The sequence below is a fragment of the Sphingomonas sp. Sph1(2015) genome, from assembly GCF_001970915.1.
Classification (GTDB): domain Bacteria; phylum Pseudomonadota; class Alphaproteobacteria; order Sphingomonadales; family Sphingomonadaceae; genus Sphingomonas; species Sphingomonas parapaucimobilis.
The window spans coordinates 18,249-39,893 of record NZ_MQUI01000028.1; the positions used below are offsets into that span (position 1 = coordinate 18,249).

21 protein-coding genes are annotated in these 21,645 nt (G+C 66.5%); 10 read left to right on the forward strand and 11 right to left on the reverse strand.

The window, feature by feature from the left end; genetic code table 11:
- Window positions 1-43: 43 nt before the first annotated feature.
- Both BSZ14_RS12205 and purF read right to left on the reverse strand, forming a co-directional pair.
- Complete coding sequence (locus BSZ14_RS12205; protein WP_076711132.1) at window positions 44-754, reverse strand: SDR family NAD(P)-dependent oxidoreductase; 711 nt, start codon at window positions 752-754, stop codon at window positions 44-46.
- Window positions 754-2,205 (reverse strand): amidophosphoribosyltransferase, encoded by a 1,452-nt coding sequence (purF, locus tag BSZ14_RS12210; RefSeq protein WP_174435530.1) that lies wholly within the window; start codon window positions 2,203-2,205, stop codon window positions 754-756. The genes BSZ14_RS12205 and purF overlap by 1 nt, the downstream gene beginning before the upstream one ends.
- A 144-nt stretch (window positions 2,206-2,349) precedes the next feature.
- On the opposite strand from purF, the gene BSZ14_RS12215 reads away from it, so the two are divergent.
- The 4 genes from BSZ14_RS12215 to BSZ14_RS12230 all read left to right on the forward strand — a co-directional run bounded on the left by BSZ14_RS12215 (window position 2,350) and on the right by BSZ14_RS12230 (window position 3,966).
- A complete protein-coding gene (locus BSZ14_RS12215) occupies window positions 2,350-2,601 on the forward strand; it encodes a DUF7218 family protein (protein WP_076711133.1) in 252 nt (83 codons plus the stop codon).
- Window positions 2,602-2,662: 61 nt separating this feature from the next.
- On the forward strand, window positions 2,663-3,025 hold the full coding sequence (gene hisI / locus BSZ14_RS12220) for a phosphoribosyl-AMP cyclohydrolase (protein WP_076711134.1): 363 nt from the start codon (window positions 2,663-2,665) through the stop codon (window positions 3,023-3,025).
- Window positions 3,022-3,522 (forward strand): hypothetical protein, encoded by a 501-nt coding sequence (locus tag BSZ14_RS12225; RefSeq protein WP_241823742.1) that lies wholly within the window; start codon window positions 3,022-3,024, stop codon window positions 3,520-3,522. The genes hisI and BSZ14_RS12225 overlap by 4 nt, the downstream gene beginning before the upstream one ends.
- Window positions 3,523-3,555: 33 nt before the next feature.
- Window positions 3,556-3,966, forward strand: coding sequence for a MerR family transcriptional regulator (locus BSZ14_RS12230; RefSeq protein WP_042487859.1), 411 nt, complete (start codon window positions 3,556-3,558; stop codon window positions 3,964-3,966).
- A 156-nt stretch (window positions 3,967-4,122) separates the two neighbouring features.
- On the opposite strand, the gene BSZ14_RS12235 is transcribed toward BSZ14_RS12230, so the two are convergent.
- Genes BSZ14_RS12235 through BSZ14_RS12245 form a run of 3 tightly spaced genes read right to left on the reverse strand, consistent with a single transcriptional unit; the run spans window position 4,123 to window position 7,672 of the window.
- Window positions 4,123-5,406, reverse strand: coding sequence for a cell wall hydrolase (locus BSZ14_RS12235; protein WP_083748234.1), 1,284 nt, complete (start codon window positions 5,404-5,406; stop codon window positions 4,123-4,125).
- Window positions 5,403-6,323 carry a cysteine synthase A gene (cysK, locus tag BSZ14_RS12240; RefSeq protein WP_076711135.1) on the reverse strand — a complete coding sequence of 307 codons (921 nt, stop codon included), beginning with the start codon at window positions 6,321-6,323 and terminating at the stop codon, window positions 5,403-5,405. Before cysK ends, BSZ14_RS12235 begins: the two co-directional genes overlap by 4 nt.
- Complete coding sequence (locus BSZ14_RS12245; protein WP_042487863.1) at window positions 6,320-7,672, reverse strand: MFS transporter; 1,353 nt, start codon at window positions 7,670-7,672, stop codon at window positions 6,320-6,322. Before BSZ14_RS12245 ends, cysK begins: the two co-directional genes overlap by 4 nt.
- 171 nt (window positions 7,673-7,843) lie before the next feature.
- On the opposite strand from BSZ14_RS12245, the gene pdhA reads away from it, so the two are divergent.
- The 4 genes from pdhA (at window position 7,844) to BSZ14_RS12265 (ending at window position 11,878) form a co-directional block, all read left to right on the forward strand.
- Window positions 7,844-8,887 (forward strand): pyruvate dehydrogenase (acetyl-transferring) E1 component subunit alpha, encoded by a 1,044-nt coding sequence (pdhA, locus tag BSZ14_RS12250; RefSeq protein WP_056432896.1) that lies wholly within the window; start codon window positions 7,844-7,846, stop codon window positions 8,885-8,887.
- A gap of 1 nt (window position 8,888) precedes the next feature.
- Window positions 8,889-10,319: a pyruvate dehydrogenase complex E1 component subunit beta gene (locus BSZ14_RS12255; protein WP_076711136.1), complete on the forward strand. Its 1,431-nt coding sequence runs from the start codon at window positions 8,889-8,891 to the stop codon at window positions 10,317-10,319.
- 89 nt (window positions 10,320-10,408) lie between these two features.
- A complete protein-coding gene (locus tag BSZ14_RS12260) occupies window positions 10,409-11,095 on the forward strand; it encodes a squalene/phytoene synthase family protein (RefSeq protein ID WP_083748235.1) in 687 nt (228 codons plus the stop codon).
- Between the two features lie 291 nt (window positions 11,096-11,386).
- Window positions 11,387-11,878 carry an EF-hand domain-containing protein gene (locus tag BSZ14_RS12265; protein WP_076711137.1) on the forward strand — a complete coding sequence of 164 codons (492 nt, stop codon included), beginning with the start codon at window positions 11,387-11,389 and terminating at the stop codon, window positions 11,876-11,878.
- On the opposite strand, the gene trmFO is transcribed toward BSZ14_RS12265, so the two are convergent.
- Window positions 11,787-13,181 carry a methylenetetrahydrofolate--tRNA-(uracil(54)-C(5))-methyltransferase (FADH(2)-oxidizing) TrmFO gene (gene trmFO, locus BSZ14_RS12270; RefSeq protein ID WP_076711138.1) on the reverse strand — a complete coding sequence of 465 codons (1,395 nt, stop codon included), beginning with the start codon at window positions 13,179-13,181 and terminating at the stop codon, window positions 11,787-11,789. The genes BSZ14_RS12265 and trmFO overlap by 92 nt on opposite strands.
- Window positions 13,182-13,256: 75 nt before the next feature.
- Between trmFO and BSZ14_RS12275 the strand changes: the two genes are divergently transcribed.
- A complete protein-coding gene (locus BSZ14_RS12275; protein ID WP_076711139.1) occupies window positions 13,257-13,691 on the forward strand; it encodes a DUF488 domain-containing protein in 435 nt (144 codons plus the stop codon).
- Between the two features lie 4 nt (window positions 13,692-13,695).
- On the opposite strand, the gene BSZ14_RS12280 is transcribed toward BSZ14_RS12275, so the two are convergent.
- The 5 genes from BSZ14_RS12280 to BSZ14_RS12300 all read right to left on the reverse strand — a co-directional run bounded on the left by BSZ14_RS12280 (window position 13,696) and on the right by BSZ14_RS12300 (window position 20,119).
- Window positions 13,696-14,976, reverse strand: coding sequence for a methyl-accepting chemotaxis protein (locus BSZ14_RS12280; RefSeq protein WP_083748236.1), 1,281 nt, complete (start codon window positions 14,974-14,976; stop codon window positions 13,696-13,698).
- 92 nt (window positions 14,977-15,068) lie between these two features.
- Entirely contained in the window at window positions 15,069-15,419 is a 351-nt protein-coding gene (locus BSZ14_RS12285; protein WP_042487881.1) for a DUF952 domain-containing protein, read from the reverse strand.
- Window positions 15,416-18,166 carry a DNA gyrase subunit A gene (gene gyrA / locus BSZ14_RS12290; protein WP_076711140.1) on the reverse strand — a complete coding sequence of 917 codons (2,751 nt, stop codon included), beginning with the start codon at window positions 18,164-18,166 and terminating at the stop codon, window positions 15,416-15,418. Before gyrA ends, BSZ14_RS12285 begins: the two co-directional genes overlap by 4 nt.
- 517 nt (window positions 18,167-18,683) lie before the next feature.
- Entirely contained in the window at window positions 18,684-19,382 is a 699-nt protein-coding gene (locus BSZ14_RS12295; RefSeq protein ID WP_076711155.1) for an SDR family NAD(P)-dependent oxidoreductase, read from the reverse strand.
- Window positions 19,379-20,119: a YaaA family protein gene (locus tag BSZ14_RS12300; protein WP_076711141.1), complete on the reverse strand. Its 741-nt coding sequence runs from the start codon at window positions 20,117-20,119 to the stop codon at window positions 19,379-19,381. The genes BSZ14_RS12295 and BSZ14_RS12300 overlap by 4 nt, the downstream gene beginning before the upstream one ends.
- Window positions 20,120-20,287: 168 nt before the next feature.
- Here BSZ14_RS12300 and BSZ14_RS12305 point away from each other — a divergent pair, with 168 nt between their 5' ends.
- Entirely contained in the window at window positions 20,288-21,577 is a 1,290-nt protein-coding gene (locus tag BSZ14_RS12305; RefSeq protein ID WP_076711142.1) for a hypothetical protein, read from the forward strand.
- The last annotated feature ends 68 nt before the right edge of the window (window positions 21,578-21,645 follow it).

Consider the following 21,645-nt stretch of genomic DNA (forward strand, 5'->3'; position numbering starts at 1 on the left):
CGCTCAGCCTGAGCGAAGTCGAAGGCCACGCCCCGACGCCCTTTTACAGCCCAACCCGTTCGAAATGCCCGGGCTCGAACCCCTTGATCGCCAGCGCCAGGATCCGCTCCGCCACCACCTCGGGCGCCTTCACCGAAGCCGGATCTTCCCCCGGATAGGCCTTGGCCCGCATCTGCGTCCGCGTCGCGCCGGGGTCGACGATGGCGGTACGGATCGCGCTGATCTCGGACGTCTCGTCACCATAAGCGCCGAGCAGCGTCTCGAAGGCCGCCTTGGACGCGCCGTAAGCCCCCCAATAAGCCCGCGGCTTGCGCCCGACCGAGGAGGTGACGCCGATCACCCGCGCAGCCTTCGAACGGCGCAGCATCGGGTCGAAGGCCGCGATCATCGCCGCCTGCGCGCTGACGTTCAGGGTCAGCACGCGCGCAAATTCCTTGGCGTCGATCGCGGGCACGGCGGCCAGCGAACCCAGCATCCCGGCGTTCAGGACCAGCACGTCGAGCGCCTTCCAGCGCTCGCCGATCGCCGTCGCAAGCCGCCCGATCGCCTCATTCTCGGCCAGGTCGAGCGGCGCGATGGTAGCCGATCCCCCGGCGTTGAAGATCGTCTCCTCGACCTCCTCCAATCCCTTGGGGGTACGTGCGGTCAGCACGACATGCGCGCCCGCCGCGCCCAGCGTGATGGCGGTCGCCGCGCCGATCCCCCGGCTGGCACCCGTGACGAGCGCCAGCTTGCCGTCGAGCGCACCCGCCATCAGGCGACCCGCTCGGCCAGCATCGCGAACTGGTCGACCGACGCGGTTTCGTCATGGTCGGTCAGCGTCGTCGGATAATCGCCGGTGAAGCAGGCGTCGCAATAGCTGGGCTTGTCGCCACGCGAGGCGTTCAGCGCCTTGTACAGCCCCTCGATCGACACGAAGGACAGGCTGTCGGCATGGATGAAGTCGGTCATGCCGCCAAGGTCCAGCTTGGCCGCGAGCAGCTTGGCACGCTCCGGCGTGTCGACGCCGTAGAAGCAGGAATGGCGCGTCGGCGGGGAGGCGATGCGCATATGCACTTCGGCCGCGCCCGCTTCACGCATCATCTGCACGATCTTCAGGCTGGTGGTGCCGCGCACGATCGAATCGTCGACCAGGATGATCCGCTTGCCCTGGATCAGCGCGCGATTGGCATTGTGCTTCAGCTTGACGCCAAGATGGCGAACCTTGTCGCCCGGCTGGATGAAGGTCCGGCCGACATAGTGCGAGCGGATGATGCCCAGCTCGAACGGAATGCCCGAGGCCTGCGCATAGCCGATTGCGGCGGGGACGCCCGAATCGGGGACCGGGATGACCAGATCGGCCTCGACCGGCGACTCATGGGCCAGCTGTGCGCCGATCTCCTTGCGCACCGAATAGACCGACTGGTCGCCTGCGATCGAATCGGGGCGGCTGAAATAGACCCATTCGAAGATGCAGGGGCGCGGATCGACCGCCTGGAAGGGACGGATCGAGCGAATCTCGGTGCCCTGCACGATGACCAGCTCGCCCGGCTCGACCGCGCGTTCGAAGGTCGCGCCGCACACGTCGAGCGCCACCGTCTCCGATGCGAAGATCACCGCGCCGTCCAGGCGACCCATGACCAGCGGACGGATGCCCAGCGGGTCGCGGCACGCGATCATGCCCTCGGGCGTCATCACGATCAGCGCATAGCCGCCCTCGACCTGCTTCAGCGCGTCGATGAAGCGGTCGAGCAGCGTGCGGTAGTTGGAGGTCGCGACCAGATGGATGATCGTCTCGGTATCGCTGGTCGACTGGAAGATCGAACCGCGACGCACGAGTTCGCGACGCAGCTTCATCGCATTGGAAATATTGCCGTTATGCGCGATGGCGAAGCCGCCGGTCGACAGATCGGCATAAAGCGGCTGGACGTTGCGCAGCGAGGTGTCGCCGGTCGTCGAATAGCGGACATGGCCGCAGGCGACGTCGCCCGGCAGGCCACGGATCACGTCGTCACGGTCGAAATTGCCCGCGACATGCCCCATCGCGCGGTGGGTATGGAACAGCGTGCCGTCGAAGCTGGTGATGCCCGCCGCTTCCTGCCCGCGATGCTGGAGCGCATGCAGGCCGAGTGCGGTCAGCGCCGCCGCGCCATCGGCGCCGGTCACACCGAAAATACCGCACTCCTCGCGGAGTTTGTCGTCGTCGAAGGGGTTGGTGGTCAGCATGGGAGAGGCGCTCGCAACGTTCGCAACTAAGGGGCAGACGGGGCGCATATAGGAACGTCGTCCGCGTTTGTCGCCTGTTTGTCATCGTTGGCGGGATCATTTTCGGCAAGACCGCGTTTCGCAGCCGAAAGCAGGAGATGTCACATGGCACGCGACCACGGCGCCCAGATCAAGGATGACGCCCTGTATGAGGAGCTGCGCAAGCAGGGCCAATCCAAGGAAAAAGCGGCCCGTATCGCCAATGCCAGGGCAAAGGGCACGCTGGAGCATAATTCGACCCGTCTGGAGGATCGCACCAAGGACGATCTGATGGCCGAGGCGCGCAAGATCGGGATCGCGGGCCGGTCGAAGATGCGCAAGTCGGAATTGATCGAGGCGATTCGCGGTCACGGGTGATGGAGGGGCGTCATCTTTCGTAGCGGATGACTTCGACGCCATTCCGTTCTAACCCCGCCGCATGGCCGACCACCGCGACACCGGGCTGACGCTCGACCCCAAATTCGACGCCCATGGCTTGCTGACCGCGATCGTGACCGATCGGACGTCCGGCGAGTTGCTGATGGTGGCGCATATGAATGCCGAGGCGCTGGAGGCCACGCGAACGACCGGCGACGCGCATTTCTGGTCGCGCAGCCGTGGGCGGCTTTGGAAGAAGGGCGAAAGCTCTAACAATGTGCTGCGCGTGGTCGAGATGCGGATCGACTGCGACCAGGACGCGATCTGGTTGATCTGCGATCCGGCTGGTCCGGCGTGTCACACCGGCGCGCGCAGTTGCTTCTATCGTCGGATCGAGGGCGACGGGCTGGCACCGGTCGCGTGATCCGGCGGGCGAGTGCGCTGGCGTCCCTGTTGCTGCTGGCCGCCTGTGGGCAAGCGGGGGAGGGCGGGGACGACAAGGCGGGCGAAAGGCTGGAAGCGGCGAGCATCGCCGCCGGGCTGGTCGCCGATCCGGCGGCTGCGCCGCTGGACGGTATCTGGTCGCGGGACACGGATCGCATGTGCATCCTGCCGGCCGGCACGGGTCCGGCCCGCCGGGTCGGCGTGATGCTGGATTATGGCGAGGGGCAGGGCTGCACCGCCATCGGCACCATGGAGCGATCGGGTGCGGCGTTGAAGCTGACGCTCGGTGCATGTCGCTTTACCGCGCGGTTCGACGGCGATGCCATCCAGTTCCCCGCGACATTGCCCTCCACCTGCAATGCCTTCTGCACCGGCCGGGCTACGCTCTCGGCGCTGAATGTCGAACGGATCAGCGCCTCGGTTGCCGAGGCGCGGACCCTGCGCAGTGCGAACGGCACCGCGCTTTGTGCCGATTGACGTTCACGTAAACGGTATTTAGCCTCAACTGTCATGACCCAGGTCGCCGCCTCCGCCGAACCGCTGCCCAGCGTCGATCGCGACGATTATTCGATCACCGAGCTGTGCAGCGAATTCGGCGTCACCGCCCGTGCGCTGCGCTTCTATGAGGATGAGGGGCTGATCTCGCCGCAGCGGCGGGGCACGCAGCGTATCTATTCGCAACGGGACCGCGCGCGGCTTGCCTGGATCCTGCGGGGCAAACGGGTCGGGTTCAGCCTGGCCGATATTCGCGAGATGATCGACCTGTACGATCTGGGCGATGGCCGCCGCCTTCAGCGCGAGGTGACGCTGGAACGCTGCACCGCCAAGATCGAGGCGCTTCAGGCGCAGAAGCGGGATATCGACGCGGCGATCGCCGAGCTGACCGAGTTCGTCGCGCTGGTCGAATCGCACCGGGATTAGGAAGACGCGCGTCGCTCTAAGCGATGAATCGCCCTTTCCGCCCATCCCGGCGAAGGCCGGGATCCAGGTGGGGTGAGGTCAGTGAGCCACTCCCTCGTTTTGCGACTGGACCCCGGCCTTCGCCGGGGTGGCCGTAAATTTTAAGGCAGGAGAAGCTTATAGCGGCGGAGTTTTGGGTTTGGGCTCGGCCGGTGGCGTGCTAGCGCGACGGACGCCGGTCAGTTCGCCGGTGGGAGTCGGCGTCGGGCTGGGCTGCGGCGTGGGAGCGGCCAACGGGACGATGGCGGTCGACATGCGCTTCATGCAGCGTGGCCCCTTGAACGCCGGATAGACGCCGCAATTCCATAGGGTCCGTTCCAGTCCGATGCCGGCGTTGCGGAAATAGCTGAAGGCCATCGTCTCCATCTGGGCCTGGTTGAGCGGCACCGAGGAGGCGGTTGCAGCGGCGTCGCGCCAGGCCATGACCGTGCAATCCTTGCGCGCCCCGCACAGGCTCGTCGCCAGCGCCGGGAAGCCATCCGGCGAAAGTCCGGCTGGCAGGGTGATGAGGAAGGTGTCGGGCTCGCTGGCCAGTGGCGCCATGGTCCCCGTCGCGACGGCCCCTTCGGCCAGAGCGGCCCCGGCATCGGCGCTGGCATCGGTCCCTGCCCGATGCGCGGGCGAGAAGGCCGCCAGCTGGGTGATGACCGGCTCGCCCGCTAGCATGTGCCGGTTGAAGGCAGGCGGCGTGCCCCACCAGCCGGACCAGCGGAAGAACAAATGGCTGCCGACCCGCGCCACCTTGTCCAGGCTCGCCTGCCAATAGGGCACGACCCAGTCGGTATGATAATGGGTCGAATGGCCGACCGCCGGGAAGACCTTGCCGTTCAACGCCATCGCCGCGATCTGGCGGGCGCGGGTCCAGGCGGCTTCGGGCGGCTGCCACTTGGTCAGCGCGCCGTCGCAGGTGAAGGTGAACTGACAGCCGGTGCTGCGCTCCTGCCCCTCGAAGACCACGCCGCAGACCGTCTTGGGAAAGGCGGGATGGCGAAGCCGGTTGAGCACGACCTGCGCCACGGCCTGTTCGCCCCTGGCGTCGTCGCCCGCTTCGTACAGCACGCCCGCCGCCAGACAGTCGAGCGCCCGCGCCTTGTCCTCCGCCGATCCGCGATAGAGGAAGGGCCGGGCGGCCGGGTTGGGATCGGCCGAGAAGGGCAGGCCCGCATTATAGGCGCGCGCCTCGTCCGGGCTCATGTCGACGAACGCGACCGGCTCGACCGGGGGCAGCTCGGCGGACGGGACGACGCGCGGCGCCGGTCGAGCCCGCTGGGCCGACCCATGCCGGATGCGGGGAATGTCGGGCGCGTTCGCCACGAGCAAGGCCGGTACGACGCTGGCCGTACCGGCGATGGCGAACAAGACCGCGCGGATGCCGCCGCGCGGCCGGGACGTGTCGCTCACTGCTCGGGCAGGAAGTCCGGCACCGACAGGTAACGCTCGCCCGTGTCATAGTTGAAGCCCAGGACGCGGGTGCCATCGGGCAGGTCGGGCAGCTTTTGCAGGATCGCCGCCAGCGTCGCACCCGACGAAATGCCGACGAGGATACCCTCTTCGGTCGCCGAGCGGCGCGCCATGTCCTTGGCGACATTGGCATCGACCTCGATCACGCCGTCGATCGCCTGGGTGTGGAGATTGGCGGGGATGAAGCCTGCGCCGATGCCCTGGATCGGGTGCGGGCCGGGCTGGCCGCCCTGGATGACGGGCGAGGCGGCGGGCTCGACCGCATAGACCTTCAGGCTGGGCCATTCCTTCTTCAGCGTCTCGGCGACGCCGGTGATATGGCCGCCGGTGCCCACGCCGGTGATGATGACGTCGATCGGCGAATCGCGGAAGTCGGTCAGGATTTCCTGCGCGGTCGTGCGGACATGGACGTCGATATTGGCCGGATTCTCGAACTGCTGGGGCATCCAGGCGCCGGGCGTCTCGCGCACGATCTCCAGCGCGCGTTCGATCGCGCCCTTCATGCCCTTTTCACGCGGCGTCAGGTCGAAGGTCGCGCCGTAGGCCAGCATCAGGCGGCGGCGCTCGATCGACATGGATTCGGGCATGACCAGGATCAGCTTGTATCCCTTGACCGCCGCGACCATCGCCAGGCCGACGCCGGTATTGCCGCTGGTCGGCTCGACGATGGTGCCGCCGGGCTTCAGGTCGCCCTTGGCCTCCGCGGCCTCGATCATCGCGAGGGCGATGCGGTCCTTGATCGAGCCGCCGGGATTGGAGCGTTCCGATTTGATCCAGACCTCCGATCCGGGGAACAGCCGCTGGAGCTTGATGTGCGGCGTATTGCCGATCGTTTCCAGGATGGTGTTGGCCTTCATGGCTTGGCTTCTCCGTGGCTAGGTTCGGTGCTGAGGATTTCAGGCGGATCAAAGGTTCGCGCGCGCCGGAGTTCCGGGAACAGCCGCGACCAGAGCAACGTCACCCCGATCGCGCCCAGCCCGCCGAACACGACCGCGCCGACGGGGCCGAGGATCGAGGCCATGACCCCGCTCTCAAACTCCCCCAGTTCGTTGGACGCCGAGATGGTCAGCTGCGACACCGCGCTCACCCGCCCGCGCATCGCGTCGGGGGTGTGGAGCTGGATCAGCGACTGGCGGACATAGACCGACACCATGTCCGCACCGCCCGCGACGATCAACGCGATCAGGCTGAGCAGGAAGGCGGGATGGATGAAAACAGCAACGCCGTTCACCGCCAGCGTTCCGGTATCCAGGCCCAGCGCGCCGGTGATTTGGCTGGCGACGCCGAAGGTCAGGATCGACAGGCCGAATACGACCACGGCGATCAGCATCTTGACCCCGACATTCTGCGTCATCGGCCTGAACGAGAACCAGATCGCGGTAGTGGCCGCCCCGATCCCCATGCCCGCCGCCAGCACGCCCAGACCCTGCGATCCGACATGCAGGATGTCGCGCGCATAGACCGGCAGCAGCGAGGTCGCGCCCGCCAGCAGCACCGCGAACAGGTCGAGCGTGATCGCCGCCTGCACCAGCCGGTTGCGGCGGACATAGCTGAACCCCTCGACGATTCGGGTGAGGGGGCGCCGGTCGGTCTGCGCGGGCGGCTGTGGCACCGGACCGATCAGGAAGATGCAGAACAGCGCGACGGCAAAGAGCAGGGTCGCGACGCCATAAGCGAACTCGGGATGCACGGCATAGAGCAGGCCGCCGACGCTGGGACCCGCGATGGTGCCGACCTGCCACGCGATCGAGCTGACCGCGATGGCCGTGGGCAGGCTTTCGCGCGGCACCAGATTGGGGGCGAGCGAGGAATAGGCCGGTCCCGAAAAGGCCCGCGCGATGCCGAAAGCGACGGCGGCGGTGAAGAGCGCCCCCAGCGTCAGATGCCCGGACCAGGTGAGGAACCAGAGCGAGGCGGCGGTCAGCACCAGCAGTGCCGTCGTCGCCCGCACGATCCAGCGCCGGTCGACGCTGTCGGCGACCAGTCCGGTGATCGGGGTCAGCAGGAACAGCGGCACGAACTGCGCGAACCCGATCATGCCCAGCATGAACGCGGCCTGCCGCACGTCCATCGTCTCGCGGGCCAGGTTGTAAACCTGCCAGCCGATCACGATCGACATGGCGGAGACGGCGATGGTCCCGCTGAACCGCGACAGCCAATAGCTGCGGAAATTGGCGATGCGGAACGGGTGTTGGGGTCTATCCATAATCGGCCAGCGTTGTAGGCTGCGGTTCGCCGACAAGGCAACCGAGGCAAAGCTATTCCTCCCTAAATTCCTGCTGTCACGATGGGAATTAAGAGGGGGAATTGAGTTTCATGACAAAGCACGCCAATAGGCGTCCATCCTTCCCTAACGGAAACAAAGGTGTTCCCGACTGTGGCAAAAGCTCCAAGCCGTACCAGCGAGCCCCCCATCCCCAATCGGGAGCGTCCCGCCGAACCGCAACCGTTCCAGGCTACCAAGGAACAGTTGCTGGATTTCTACAAGCAGATGCTCCTGATCCGCCGCTTCGAAGAAAAGGCGGGTCAGCTTTACGGCCTCGGCCTGATCGGCGGTTTCTGCCACCTGTATATCGGCCAGGAGGCCGTGGCGGTTGGTCTTCAGTCGGCGCTCGACGGCGACAAGGATTCGGTGATCACCGGATATCGCGACCATGGCCACATGCTGGCTTACGGCATCGACCCCAAGGTCATCATGGCCGAGCTTACGGGGCGTGCCGCCGGCATCTCCAAGGGCAAGGGCGGGTCGATGCACATGTTCTCGACCGAGCATAAATTCTATGGCGGCCACGGCATCGTCGGCGCGCAGGTGTCGCTGGGCACCGGCCTGGCGTTCGGGCACAAGTACAGCAATGACGGCGGCGTCTGCCTCGCCTATTTCGGCGACGGCGCGGCCAATCAGGGCCAGGTGTACGAGAGCTTCAACATGGCCGAGCTGTGGAAGCTCCCGATCATTTTCGTGATCGAGAACAACCAGTATGCCATGGGCACCGCGGTCAACCGCGCCTCGTCCGAGGACCAGCTGTATCGCCGTGGCGAGAGCTTCCGCATCCCCGGCATCCAGGTCGACGGCATGGACGTGCTGGCGTGCCGTGGCGCGGCCGAAGAGGCGTTGGCCTGGGTCCGTGCGGGCAAGGGGCCGGTCATCCTGGAGATGAAGACCTATCGCTATCGCGGTCACTCCATGTCCGACCCTGCCAAGTATCGCAGCCGCGAGGAAGTGCAGGGCGTGCGCGACAAGTCCGATCCGATCGATCATGTGAAGCGTCTGCTCGAGGAGCAGGGCGTGACCGAGGCCGACCTGAAGGTACTGGAGCAGGATATCCGCAAGCAGGTCAACGAAGCGGCGGACTTCGCCGAGCAGACCCCCGAGCCCGATGTGGCTGAACTCTACACTGAAGTGCTGGTGGAGCGTTACTAAGATGGCGATCGAGATCAAGATGCCGGCCCTTTCGCCGACGATGGAAGAGGGCACGCTCGCCAAGTGGCTCGTGAAGGAAGGCGATACGGTCAAGTCCGGCGACATCATGGCCGAGATCGAGACCGACAAGGCGACGATGGAATTCGAGGCCGTGGATGAAGGCGTGATCGCCAAGATCCTGGTGGCCGAGGGCACCGACAATGTGAAGGTCGGCACCGCCATCGCGCTGCTGGCCGAAGAGGGCGAGGACGTTGCGTCCGCCGCCGCGTCGGGCTCGCGTTCGGGCGATGCGGCCAATGCCGCGCCGAAGAACGAGGCGACCGACCACAATGCGCCGCCGATGCCGGAAGGCGCGGCGGCCGCCGAGCAGGAAAGCGGCACGCAGAAGCTGGTCGCCGCCGCCGAGCAGGAAGCGCCCGCCTCGCCGGAAATCCCGGAAGGCACCGAGATGGTGAAGCTCACCGTCCGCGAAGCGCTGCGCGACGCGATGGCCGAGGAAATGCGTGCCGACGACCGAGTCTTCGTGATGGGCGAGGAAGTCGCCCAATATCAGGGCGCGTACAAGGTCACGCAGGGCCTGCTGGACGAGTTCGGCGACCGCCGCGTGATCGACACGCCGATCACCGAATATGGCTTTGCCGGCGTCGGCACGGGTGCCGCCATGGGCGGCCTGCGCCCGGTCATCGAGTTCATGACGTTCAACTTCGCCATGCAGGCGATCGACCACATCATCAACTCGGCCGCCAAGACCAACTACATGTCCGGTGGCCAGATGCGCTGCCCGATCGTGTTCCGTGGTCCCAATGGTGCCGCCAGCCGCGTCGGCGCGCAGCACTCGCAGAACTATGGCCCGTGGTATGCTTCGGTCCCCGGCTTGATCGTGATCGCGCCCTATGATGCGGCCGATGCCAAGGGCCTGTTGAAGGCCGCGATCCGTTCGGAAGACCCGGTCGTCTTCCTCGAGAACGAGCTGATGTACGGCCGTTCGTTCGACGTGCCCAAGCTGGATGATTTCGTCCTGCCGATCGGCAAGGCGCGGATCATGCGCGAAGGCAAGGATGTGACCCTGGTCTCCTACTCGATCGGCGTGGGCGTCGCGCTCGAAGCCGCCGAGAAGCTGGCCGCCGAGGGCATCGAGGCGGAGGTCATCGACCTGCGCACGCTGCGCCCGCTCGACACCAAGACCGTCCTGAAGTCGCTCGCCAAGACCAACCGCCTCGTCGTGGTCGAGGAAGGCTGGCCGACCTGCTCGATCGCGTCGGAAATCACCGCCGTGGTGATGGAGGAAGGTTTCGACGACCTCGACGCGCCGGTGCTGCGCGTGACCAACGAGGACGTGCCGCTGCCTTATGCCGCCAACCTCGAAAAGCTGGCGCTGGTCGACGCGAACAAGGTCGTCGCGGCGGTCAAGAAGGTCACCTATCGCGGCTAAGCCGTGGGGTAACCTTGCGAAATGAAGGGGGCCTTCCGGGAAACCGGGAGGCCCTTTTTCATGGGGCCTAGCTGTGCGAAGGGCAGGGGATGATCGATGCTGCCACCATTCCGTCGTCCGCCATCGAAGCGGTCATGCGCGAACAGGCGCTGGCGGTGGGGTACGCGCCCGCCTCGGCGCGTGACGGGTTCGCGGCGCTGCTCGATCTGGACCATCAGCTTGCGTCGATCCTGCAAAGCACGACCGAGCCGATGATCGGCCAGATGCGGCTGACCTGGTGGTATGAGGCGCTGGAGAAGCTCGACCGCGAGCCGGTCCCTGCGCATCCGGTGTTGCAGCGGCTGGCGGAATGCGTCCTGCCCGGTGGGGTCCGGGGCGCGGATCTGGCACCCATGATCGAGGGGTGGGAGGCGCTGCTTGATGACGGTGAACCGTTGGATGACGAGCGTATCGCGCGTCATGCCGATATGCGCGGGGGCGTATTGTTCGGAAGCGTCGGGCGGTTGCTCGGGCAGCCCGGTACAGAGCCGCTGGGGGCGGCATGGGCCAGGGCCGATCTGGCGCAGCATGTTTTCGGTCAGGCGACCCGTACGCGAATCAGGGCGGCGGCTCTGTCGGACCTGGACGCGGTTCTGGCATTTAAATTGCCGAAGCCGGCTCGGGGATTGAGTGGTCTTGCCATCCTTGCACGTGAAGGTCTGCGTCATCCGGATCGCTTGCCGGGCCACCCGATGCGCGCCGCGCGACTGGCTTGGCATGGCCTGACGGGACGTTGACCCGTTTGATTGAGTACGGCCCGTACCCCGGCGGGGGCCGGGGTTCAGTTTCTACATGGCTTGTGGCGCGCCATGCCTAGGCGAGTAAGCAAGCATATTGCGCCGTCGATAAGGCAGAGCAACTGGACCCCGGCCTTCGCCGGGGTACGCGCGAGGTCAGGGCAGACGCTGTCAGGGCAGACGCTGCCAATCCCGTTCAGCCTGAGCGAAGTCGAAGGCCAAGGGAATCCCTTGCCGCTCATCCCCAACCCAGGTTAACCATAACCTGTCGAACGGGGGGAGACGGAACCGATGTGGCGCTATCTGGCCGGTGGCTTGGGCACGCTCATACTGGTGGGGGCAGGGCTGTTCCTGTGGGGAAGCCGACCCGACACACCATCCCCGCTTCCCGCCGCAAGCGCGGCGACAGCGGCCTCTCCGCAAACCGCCGAGGACGACGCGCCCTTACCCGAAGCCTCCGCCCGCACCCGCGAGCAGAAGCGCTTCGACCGCTACGACAAGGATCGTGACGGCAACATCACCCGCGAGGAGTATCTCGCCGCGCGGCGCAAGGCCTATGCCAAGCTGGACCGCGACGGCGACGGCAAGCTGTCGTTCGACGAATGGGCGATCAAGGCCACGACCAAGTTCGCCACCGCCGACCGTGATAAATCCGGCACGATGAATGCGACCGAGTTCGCCACCACCGCCGTCAAGCGTCGACCGGCTGTTCCGCGGGGCTGTCCGCCGGGGCAAAAGGCACAGGCTGAGGCACCGGAGGCGGCCCCGGCGGAAGAGAGTTGAGCCAGCCGGGCAGCGCCTCGCGCGCGCGGTCGGTGTACATGCGCTTGCGATCGGCCTTCTTGGTCCGGCCGGGGATGGGCGGGAACAGGCCGAAATTGACGTTCATCGGCTGATAGGTCTCGGCCTCGGCCAACCCCGTGATATGGCCGAGCAGCGCTCCCAAAGCCGTCTCGACCGGCGGCGGGGCGATGGTCTTCCCCGTCAGCTCGGCAGCGGCGAACCGCCCGGCCAGCAGGCCGATCGCCGCACTCTCGATATAGCCCTCGCACCCCGTGATCTGGCCCGCGAAGCGCAGGTTCGGCCGCGACTTCAGCCGCAGCGTCGCGTCGAGCAGTTCGGGCGACCGGATGAAGGTGTTGCGATGCAGGCCACCCAGCCGCGCGAACTCGGCCTTCTCCAGCCCCGGAATGGTGCGGAAGATGCGGATCTGCTCGGCATATTTCAGCTTGGTCTGGAAACCGACGATGTTCCACAGCGTACCCGCCGCGTTATCCTGCCGCAGCTGGACGACGGCATAGGGCCAGCGTCCGGTGCGCGGATCGTCCAGGCCGACGCCCTTCATCGGCCCGAAGCGCAACGTCTCGACCCCGCGCTCGGCCATCACCTCGACCGGCATACAGCCGTCGAAATAGGGGGTGTCCTTCTCCCACTCGCGAAACTCGGTCTTTTCGCCGTCGAGCAGCGCCTGATGGAAGGCGTAATATTGCTCCTTGTCCATCGGGCAGTTGATGTAATCCTTGCCCGTGCCCTTGTTCCAGCGGCTCTGGAACCAGGCGACGTCCATGTCGATCGACTCGCGGTGGACGATGGGCGCGATCGCGTCGAAAAAGGCCAGCGCCTCCGCGCCGGTGGCCTCGCCGATCCCGCCCGCCAGCGACGGCGCGGTCAGGGGGCCGGTGGCGATGATCGCAGGACCCTCGGGCAAGGCGTCGATCCGCTCGCGCACGATGGTGATGTTCGGATGCGCCTCCAGCGCCGCCGTGACGCCGCCCGAAAAGCCGTCGCGATCGACCGCCAGTGCGGACCCGGCGGGCACCGCATGGGTGTCACCCTTGGCCATGATGATCGAACCGAGCGCACGCATCTCCTGATGCAGCAGACCGACCGCGTTGGAAGTCGCGTCGTCAGAGCGGAAGGAGTTGGAGCAGACCAGCTCCGCCAGGTCGCCACCATGATGGGCAGGCGTCGTGTCCGCGCCGCCGCGCATTTCGGACAGGCGCACCTTCAGCCCGGCCTCGGCCAGCTGCCACGCGGCTTCCGATCCGGCCAGCCCGCCACCGATCACATGAATGTCATAAGTCATCGGTCGGCCTTAAACCCGGACGGTCCCGGTTGGAAGGACTTGGCTTGAGGGACGCGGCTCCCCATTTCGGGCGTGATGACGACGATCTTCACCATCGGTTATGAAGGCGCGACCGTCGACGGCTTCCTTGCGACGCTGAAAACGGCGGGGGTCGAGCGGCTGATCGATGTCCGTGCGCTGCCTTTGTCGCGGCGGCCGGGCTTCTCCAAATCGCCGCTCACCGCCGCGTTGAAGGAGGTCGGGATCGACTATGTCCATCTGAAGGATCTGGGCACGCCCAAACGCGGGCGCGATGCGGCGAAGAAGGGTGATGTTGGCACGCTGCGGGAGGTCTATGATAACCAGCTGGCCCTGCCCGAGGCGCAGGCCGCGGCCGCGCGGATGCTCGACCTGGCAGAAGAGAAGCCCAGCGCGCTGCTATGCTATGAGCGCGATCCCTGTCGTTGCCACCGGACGCTGTTGCTGGAAGCGGTGGGGGAGGGGATGACCGTCGTCGATCTCTACGTCTGATCCGTCAGAGGACGGATGCGACGAAGGCGTCGGTGCGGTCGCGCAAGCTGCCGATATTGCTTTCCAGCGCCTGGGCCAAGGTCAGCAGCGATCCGGCATCCCGGTCGATCCGGCTCGCGTCCTGCTGCAACTGATGCACCTGCTGGCCCACGCGATGCGCGGAGGCGACCGACTGGTCGACGCTGGCGGCGATGCCGGTCGTCGCGAAGCCCTGCGCCGCCACCGCTTCGTCGATGGATTGCGAGATGCCGCCGATGGTGTCGACCGCCCGGTTGAGCTGGGCCTGTTCGGCGACGAGCGCATGGAGGTTCCCCTTCGCCTCGCCCATGTTGCGGGCGGCGTCGCGTGCCGCCTCGCGCGTCTGCCCGGCCAGCGCCTTTACCTCATGCGCGACGACGGCGAAGCCGCGCCCGGCCTCGCCAGCGCGCGCCGCCTCGATCGCGGCGTTGAGGGCGAGGAGATTGGTGCGTGCCGCCACGGCTTCGATCAGCGCCAGGAGCGCATCGATCGTCGTCGCGCTGGCCGCCAGCGCATCGGCCCGCTGGTCGGTCGCCGCGATCCGGTGGCGCACGTCCTCGCGGATCGTGCGGGACCGGTCCATGTCGCGGGTAATGGCGGCAAAGGCGCTGGCAAGCCCGTGCCCGCGCGCCGCGATGTCGCTGAGCGCGGAGCCGGTATCGGCCATCGCCTCCGTCATGCGATCCGCGCCCCCCTGCGTCTCCCCGGCATAGCGGGCGAGGTCGCTGGCCATGCCGCCCATCTCGGCAGTGGCGCGCAGCAGTTCCTCCGACAGGGCGGCGATGTCGGCGGTGAAGGCCCGCGCGGCCTTGTCGATGCGCCCCGCCCGCGCCATGCGCTCCTGCGCCAGCGCCATCTGCGCATCGGCGGCCAGCCGGGCGATCCGCGCGGCGTCGAGCAGGCCGGTGAACACCCCCTTGCGGGTCAGGATCAGCGCGTCGGGCGCGCCCCAATCGGCATGAAGCGCCAGCTTGTCGGCCAGGGGCGCATCCTCCTCGCAACTGGGATGCGCACGGATATAGGCGGTCAGGCTGGCGCCGAAATCCGGATTGTGGAGCAGGGCGTGCCCGAACGGGTTGTAGAGCAACCCCTTCACGTCACGCTCGGTGATCGCGCCGACCGGCCGCCTTTCGGTATCGAGCACGGGCAGCAGCCGCATGTCGGGGCATTGCCGGAACAGGGCGATGGCATCGATCAGCGACGCATCCGCCCCGATGGCCGGGCTTTCCGCACGTTCGGACCAGGAAGAGAAGGCGGGCGGCTTCATCACGGTACGCCATAGGACAAGACCGTAAACACGCCGTGATAGATTTATGACGTTTCGGTTACGGAACGGTATCGGTCAAACCGATAGCGGGATTATCCCGCCACTGGCAGACGGACCGTGCCGTCGTCGTCGCGCTTCAACGGTCCATAGGCGATCACCGCCGTCAGCGGCAGGTCGGCATAGAGATGCGGGAAGAGTTGACCGCCCCGGCTCTCTTCCCACTTCACCGCTTCGCCCATCGCTTCCAGATCGACGGCTGCGACGTGCAGGTCACTCTGTCCCGCGAAGTGCTTGTCCACCGTCTCGGTCAGCTGGCCGGCGGTGGAGAGGTGGATATAGCCATCGGCCAGATCCACCGGGGCGCCCGCAAAGACGCCCCCCTGCTCCAACACCGCCATCTGATCGGCGGTCAGCACCTTGTAGGCGGTAGCGGGATGGCTCATTCTCCATCCTCCGGTCCGGCGGCCAGATTCTCGCCGATAGCCGCATCCGGCTCGGGTGCGATCTCGGGAGTGCCCTCGGCCAGGTTCATCTCGGCATCCTCCTCGGTTTCCTCGATGCGTGCGGCCGAGACGACATGCTCGCCCGGTGCCACGTTGAAGAGCCGCAGGCCCGCCGAGCCGCGCCCGATGACACGAAGCGACGCCAGCGACATGCGGATCAGCTTGGCCTGGTCGGTCACCAGCATCAGCTGATGCCCCTTGGACGCCGGGAAGCTGGCGACGACATCGCCGTTACGGGCGATATTGTCGATATTGGTGATGCCCTGACCACCGCGACCCGTGCGGCGATATTCATAGGCCGACGACAGCTTGCCATAGCCATTGGCGCAGACGGTCAGGATGAACTGCTCGCAATTGCGCAATTCTTCATACCGTTCGACCGACAGCTCCGGCTCGCCTTCCTTCTCGCCCTTCCAGGGGGCGAAGCGCAAGTACGCCTCACGCTCCTCCTGGGTGGTGCCGACCCGGTGCAGGACCGAGAGCGAGATAACTTCGTCCTCGCCCTTCAGCGCGATGCCGCGCACGCCGGTCGAGGTACGGCTCTGGAATTCGCGCACATCGTCCGCCGCAAAGCGGATCGCACGGCCGCAGCGGGTGGCGAGCAGCACGTCGTCCCCAGCACCGAGCAGCGCGACGCCGATCAACCGGTCCTCGCTGCCCTCCTCGAAGCGCATCGCGATCTTGCCGTTCGAGGGCACGTTGGTGAACGCATCCATCGAGTTGCGGCGCACTGCGCCCTTGGCGGTGGCGAACATGACGTGCAGGGCACCCCATTCCGCCTCGTCCTCAGGGAGAGGCAGCACGGTCGAGATGACCTCGCCCGGTGCCAGCGGCAGCAGGTTGACCATCGGCCGCCCACGCGTCGCCGGGCCGCCCTCGGGCAGGCGCCACACCTTGTAGCGATAGACCTTGCCATGGTTCGAGAAGAACAGGACCGGGGTGTGCGTGCTGGTCACGAACAGCTCGGTGACGACGTCCTCGTCCTTGGTCGCCATGCCCGAGCGGCCCTTGCCGCCGCGATTCTGCGCGCGGAAGGCGTCGAGCGGCGTGCGCTTGATATAGCCCTGCATGGTCACGGTGACGACCATGTCCTCGCGCTCGATCAGGTCCTCGTCGTCGATGCCATCGGCGGCGGCGGCGATTTCCGAGCGGCGCGGGGTCGCGAACTGGTCGCGGATCGCCACCAGCTCGCCGCGCATGACCTCGTACAGCTTCACGCGGTTGGCGAGGATCTCGAGCAGCTCGGTGATCGAGTCCGCCAGACCCTTCAGCTCGTCGCCGATTTCGTCGCGGCCCAGCGCGGTCAGGCGGTGCAGGCGCAGGTCGAGGATCGCGCGGACCTGCGTCTCCGACAGGCGATAGGTGTCGCCAAAGCCTTCATGCTCGACCGCTTCCACCAGTCGGATATATTGAGCGATCTCGGCGATCGGCCATTCGCGGGCAAGCAAGGCTTCGCGCGCGGCGACCGGCGAGGCCGAGCCACGGATGATCCGCACCACCTCGTCCAGGTTCGTCACCGCGATGACGAGGCCCAGCAAGATGTGCGCCCGCTCGCGCGCCTTGGCCAGCTCGAACTTCGAGCGGCGGGTGATAACCTGCTCGCGGAACTGGACGAACGCTTGGATGATGTCGCGCAGGTTCAGCAGCTCGGGCCGACCGCCGCGAATGGCGAGCATGTTCGCCGGGAAGCTGGTCTGGGCGGGGGTGTGCCGCCACAGTTGGTTCAGCACGACCTCGGGAGTGGCATCGCGCTTCAGGTCGATGACGATGCGAACGCCTTCGCGGTTCGACTCGTCGCGAATGTCGCTGATCCCCTCGATCCGCTTTTCCTTGGCGGCCTCGGCGATCTTCTCGACCAGCGCGTTCTTGCCCTGCTGGAAGGGGATTTCGGTCAGGACGATCGCGCGACGGTCGCCGCGGCTTTCCTCGATCTCGTGGCGCGAGCGCACGATGATCGAACCGCGTCCGGTCTGGTAGGCCGAGCGCGCCCCCGAGCGGCCAAGGATCAGCGCGCCGGTGGGGAAGTCGGGGGCAGGGACGATCTCGTTCAGTTCCTCGACCGTGATCGCGCCGCTTTCCATGTACGCGAGGCAGGCATTGACCACCTCGCCCAGGTTATGCGGCGGGATGTTGGTCGCCATGCCGACCGCGATGCCGCCGGCACCATTGACCAGCAGGTTCGGGTACTGGGCGGGCAGGACCGACGGTTCGCGCTCCGAGCCGTCATAGTTCGGCTGGAAGTCGACCGTGTCCTTGTCGAGATCGTCGAGCAGCGAATTGGCGACCTTGGCCAGGCGCGCCTCGGTGTAACGCATCGCGGCGGGCGGATCGGGGTCCATCGAGCCGAAATTGCCCTGACCGTCGATCAGCGGCACCCGCATCGACCAGTCCTGCGCCATGCGGGCCAGCGCGTCGTAGATCGCGCTGTCGCCGTGCGGGTGGTACTTACCCATCACGTCGCCGACGATACGCGCCGACTTGCGATAGGGCTTACCCGCGACGAAGCCGCTTTCGGCGGCCGAATAGAGGATACGGCGATGGACCGGCTTCAGGCCGTCGCGCACGTCGGGCAGCGCACGCGCCACGATCACGCTCATCGCATAGTCGAGATAGCTCGACTTCATCTCGTCGACGATGGAGATCGTCGAAATATCGGAAGGTTCCGCGAGGGTCGTCTCGTCGGCCAAAGTCTGTTGCTTTCCGGCTTGATGGTCAGATGGGAACCAGAGGTACTAGCCGAGCGTGAGCCGCCTGACCACCCCCGCCCGCCCCATTCGCGAGCGGCCAGTCGGGAGGACCGGTGGAGACGCGGGACGGGGCGGCGGGGGCAGGCCCGACGGAATGTGCTCCCCCCTCGGCAGCATGTTCGCGGGACTTTGGAGGCGCTGGCCGCCGACGGGAGTAAACGGCGGCCAGCCCGGTTCTTATGGGATTTCAGGCGTTTCGGCTGAATGTCTCGGATGTTACGATGTTGTAATCTGAATGATAATAAGGAGTTCGTTGCGCTTCGGCCGAGCGTGCCTGTCCCAACCTCCGTTCAGCCTGAGCCCTTCGGCTGGCTGGCAAGCCAGCCGCTCAGGATAAACTCGGCGCATCGCGCTGAAGTCGAAGGCCAAGGGATGACGGCGGCCACGCCGCGATGGCCGGGCGTGCGCTTCGACTACGCTCCGCGCGAACGGATGATGGGGTTGATCGGTCTTCCGCCTAAGGCTGGACCTCTTTCCCCTCCCAATCGAACAGCTTGCCGCTGTCCGGCGCCTTCAGTCCATCGATGACGTCGAGCAACTGGACCGCCGCGCGGTCGGGGGCGAACAGGCCGCCGGGGCGGACATTGCCCTGGAACGGCCGGGACAGCGCGGTATCGACGGTGCCGGGATGCAGCGCGACGATGATCGAGCGGTCGTTGCGCCGCTTATGCTCGATCGCCAGCGTGCGAACCAACTGGTTGAGCGCCGCCTTCGACGCGCGATAGCCGTACCAGCCACCCATGCGATTGTCGGAGATCGACCCGACCCGCGCCGACAGCACGGCGAACAGCGTCTTGCCGGTGCGCGGCATCAGCGGCAGCAGATGCTTGGCGACCAGCGCGGGGCCGATTGCGTTGACCGCGAAATTGCGCGCCAGCCATTCGGGCGAAAGCTGGTCGATCGCCTTTTCCGGTCCCCGCTCTCCGTCGTGGAGCAGGCCGGTGGCGACGATCACCAGATCGGGGGCGGGGCCTTTGCCGATCCGTTCGGCGGCGGCGGCGATGCTGGCCTCGTCCTCGATATCGATATGGCCCTCGCCCTGGCTCGACCGGGCGAGGCGCGTGACGCTCACGCCTTCTTCCGCCAGCGCATCGGCCATCGCCTGGCCGATCCCGCCCGAGGCACCGATGACGATCGCCCGCTTCCACTCGCTCATCGCACGAATCTCCATAGGGTCGGCGTGCTTGCCTCGGCATCGAACGCATAACCATCGCTATCGAACCCTCGCATCGCATCGGTTTCGGTGACGTGATGTTCGATCATCCAGCGCGCCATCGCGCCGCGCGCTTTCTTCGCGTGGAAGCTGACGAAACGGTCGCCCTCGCGGAAATCGACCGCAATGACCCGGATGGCGGCGGGCAGCTTTCCCTCGACCGCGTGCCAATATTCCTGGCTGGCAAGGTTCAGGACGGTGCCGGAACCCTCCGCCTCGACCTCCTGGGTTAGCCGCTCGGCGATGCGGTCGCCCCACCAGTCGGTCAGCTTGCCACCACCCGGCGCCCAGCGCGTACCCATTTCCAGCCGATACGGGCGCATCGCGTCCAGCGGGCGGAGCAGGCCGTAAAGCCCCGACAGCATCCGCAGATGACCTTGCGCGAACAGGACGGCCGGCACGTCGAGCGACTTGGCCTCCAGCCCGGTATAGACGTCGCCCGCAAAGGCGAACATCGCGGGCCGCTCCGGCGCGGTGGCGAAATCGCGGAAGCGTTCTGCGTTCAGTTGCGCCAGCGCGGGAGAGATCCGCATCAGCGAGGCGAGCTTTTCCTCGCCCAGCCCGGAGGCTGCCTTGGCCAGCGTCTGCGCCTCTTCGGCGAAATGGGGCGCGGTCGGCGCGAGGTCGGGCAGGGGGCTCTGATAGTCGAGCGTCTTGGCGGGGGAGATGACGGCGATCATGCCGTGCGCGCTAGCGTCGGGAGCGTTCGCGTTCAATCCGCGTTCAGCGGTTGTTGGATAGAGGGGGCATCCATCAATCGCTCTGCTTGAACGGGACGCGCGCTGTCCCTATCAAGCCTGCCATCGACGATCCCGGACCGACCGGCTGTATTCTTGGAGAGAATTCGCATGAAAATCCTACCGAAGCTCGCGCTGGCGGCCGCGCTCGCGACGGGCATGGGCAGCGTCGTGCTGACCGCGCCGCTGTCTGCGCAGAAGAAGAAGGAAGAAGCGGCCGGCGGTCTGAAGCTGAGCCCCGAGGCGCTGAAGGCGGCCCAGGCCGCGCAGCCGGTGCTGCAGCAGAAGAATTATGCCGCCGCCGAGCCGCTGGTCGCCGCGGTCGAAACCGCCGCCAAGACCGAAGATGACAAGTATATCGCCGCGGCGATGCGCTACGAGCTCGAATCGGGCAAGCTGTTCGCGGCCCAGCAGGCCAATCCGAACGCCCCGATCGACGAGGCGGTGCTCGCCAAGCCGCTCGATGCGCTGATCAACAGCCCGTCGACCCCGGCGGCCGACAAGCCGCGCTATGTTTATCGTCGCGGCGCGCTGGCCTTCAACGGCAAGCAGTATCCGATCGCGCTGCAATATTTCCAGCAGGCCAAGCAGCTGGGCTATAACGATCCCAACCTGCCGATGCTGATCGTCAAGTCGAAGTTCGAAACGGGCGATGTCGCAGGCGGAAATGCCGAGCTGGCGTCGGTGATCGACCAGATGAACGCATCGGGCCAGAAGGCGCCGGAGGACTATTACAAGTTCGCCATCGGTCGGGCCAACAAGGCGAAGCAGGTCCCCGAGACGCTGAGCTGGATGCGCAAGTGGCTCGCGGCCTATCCGACCCCGCAGAACTGGCGTAACGCACTGGTCATCTATGGCCTGCAGCAGGGGTCGCTGGCGACGCTGGACAAGAACCAGAAGCTCGACCTGTTCCGCCTGATGCGCGCTTCCAAGTCGCTGGCCGACCAGAACGACTATATGGAATATGCGCAGTACGCGACCGACAAGGGCCTGCCCGCCGAAGCCGCGACCGTGCTGAAGGAAGGCATGGCGACCGGCAAGATCCCGGCCGGCAATGCCACGGCCAAGGCGATGCTGACCGCCGCCGAGACCAAGAACCGCCAGGAAGGCTCGCTCGCCCCGACCGAGGCACGCGCCAAGTCGGCCGCCGACGGCAAGCTCGCCGCGCTGACCGCCGAGGCCTATTACGGCCAGGGCAACTACGCCAAGGCGGCCGAGCTGTATCGTCTGGCGCTGCAAAAGGGCGGCGTCGACGCCAATGAGGTGAACACCCGCCTCGGCATCGCACTTGCCGCCAGCGGCGACAAGGCGGGTGCCAAGGCTGCGTTCGACGCCGTCAAGGGCGCGCCGCGCGCCGATCTGGCGAGCTTCTGGAACACCTGGCTGTCGACCCAGGCGTAAGGAATGGGGACCCGCGTCGGGGACGGCGCGGGTCTTTTTTCTTGGCGAGGTGCGGGGCGTGGCCTTCG

What these genes read in the sequence shown, in the direction of transcription:
- BSZ14_RS12260 (WP_083748235.1), top strand. Translation starts at nt 10,409, where the DNA reads ATGATCGATGCTGCCACCATTCCGTCGTCCGCCATCGAAGCGGTCATG.
- BSZ14_RS12295 (WP_076711155.1), bottom strand. Translation starts at nt 19,382, where the DNA reads ATGAGCGAGTGGAAGCGGGCGATCGTCATCGGTGCCTCGGGCGGGATC.
- BSZ14_RS12285 (WP_042487881.1), bottom strand. Translation starts at nt 15,419, where the DNA reads ATGAGCCATCCCGCTACCGCCTACAAGGTGCTGACCGCCGATCAGATG.
- BSZ14_RS12265 (WP_076711137.1), top strand. Translation starts at nt 11,387, where the DNA reads ATGTGGCGCTATCTGGCCGGTGGCTTGGGCACGCTCATACTGGTGGGG.
- BSZ14_RS12215 (WP_076711133.1), top strand. Translation starts at nt 2,350, where the DNA reads ATGGCACGCGACCACGGCGCCCAGATCAAGGATGACGCCCTGTATGAG.
- BSZ14_RS12205 (WP_076711132.1), bottom strand. Translation starts at nt 754, where the DNA reads ATGGCGGGTGCGCTCGACGGCAAGCTGGCGCTCGTCACGGGTGCCAGC.
- BSZ14_RS12275 (WP_076711139.1), top strand. Translation starts at nt 13,257, where the DNA reads ATGACGACGATCTTCACCATCGGTTATGAAGGCGCGACCGTCGACGGC.
- BSZ14_RS12255 (WP_076711136.1), top strand. Translation starts at nt 8,889, where the DNA reads ATGGCGATCGAGATCAAGATGCCGGCCCTTTCGCCGACGATGGAAGAG.
- BSZ14_RS12280 (WP_083748236.1), bottom strand. Translation starts at nt 14,976, where the DNA reads ATGAAGCCGCCCGCCTTCTCTTCCTGGTCCGAACGTGCGGAAAGCCCG.
- purF (WP_174435530.1), bottom strand. Translation starts at nt 2,205, where the DNA reads ATGCTGACCACCAACCCCTTCGACGACGACAAACTCCGCGAGGAGTGC.
- BSZ14_RS12300 (WP_076711141.1), bottom strand. Translation starts at nt 20,119, where the DNA reads ATGATCGCCGTCATCTCCCCCGCCAAGACGCTCGACTATCAGAGCCCC.
- trmFO (WP_076711138.1), bottom strand. Translation starts at nt 13,181, where the DNA reads ATGACTTATGACATTCATGTGATCGGTGGCGGGCTGGCCGGATCGGAA.
- BSZ14_RS12305 (WP_076711142.1), top strand. Translation starts at nt 20,288, where the DNA reads ATGAAAATCCTACCGAAGCTCGCGCTGGCGGCCGCGCTCGCGACGGGC.
- BSZ14_RS12245 (WP_042487863.1), bottom strand. Translation starts at nt 7,672, where the DNA reads ATGGATAGACCCCAACACCCGTTCCGCATCGCCAATTTCCGCAGCTAT.
- cysK (WP_076711135.1), bottom strand. Translation starts at nt 6,323, where the DNA reads ATGAAGGCCAACACCATCCTGGAAACGATCGGCAATACGCCGCACATC.
- BSZ14_RS12230 (WP_042487859.1), top strand. Translation starts at nt 3,556, where the DNA reads ATGACCCAGGTCGCCGCCTCCGCCGAACCGCTGCCCAGCGTCGATCGC.
- hisI (WP_076711134.1), top strand. Translation starts at nt 2,663, where the DNA reads ATGGCCGACCACCGCGACACCGGGCTGACGCTCGACCCCAAATTCGAC.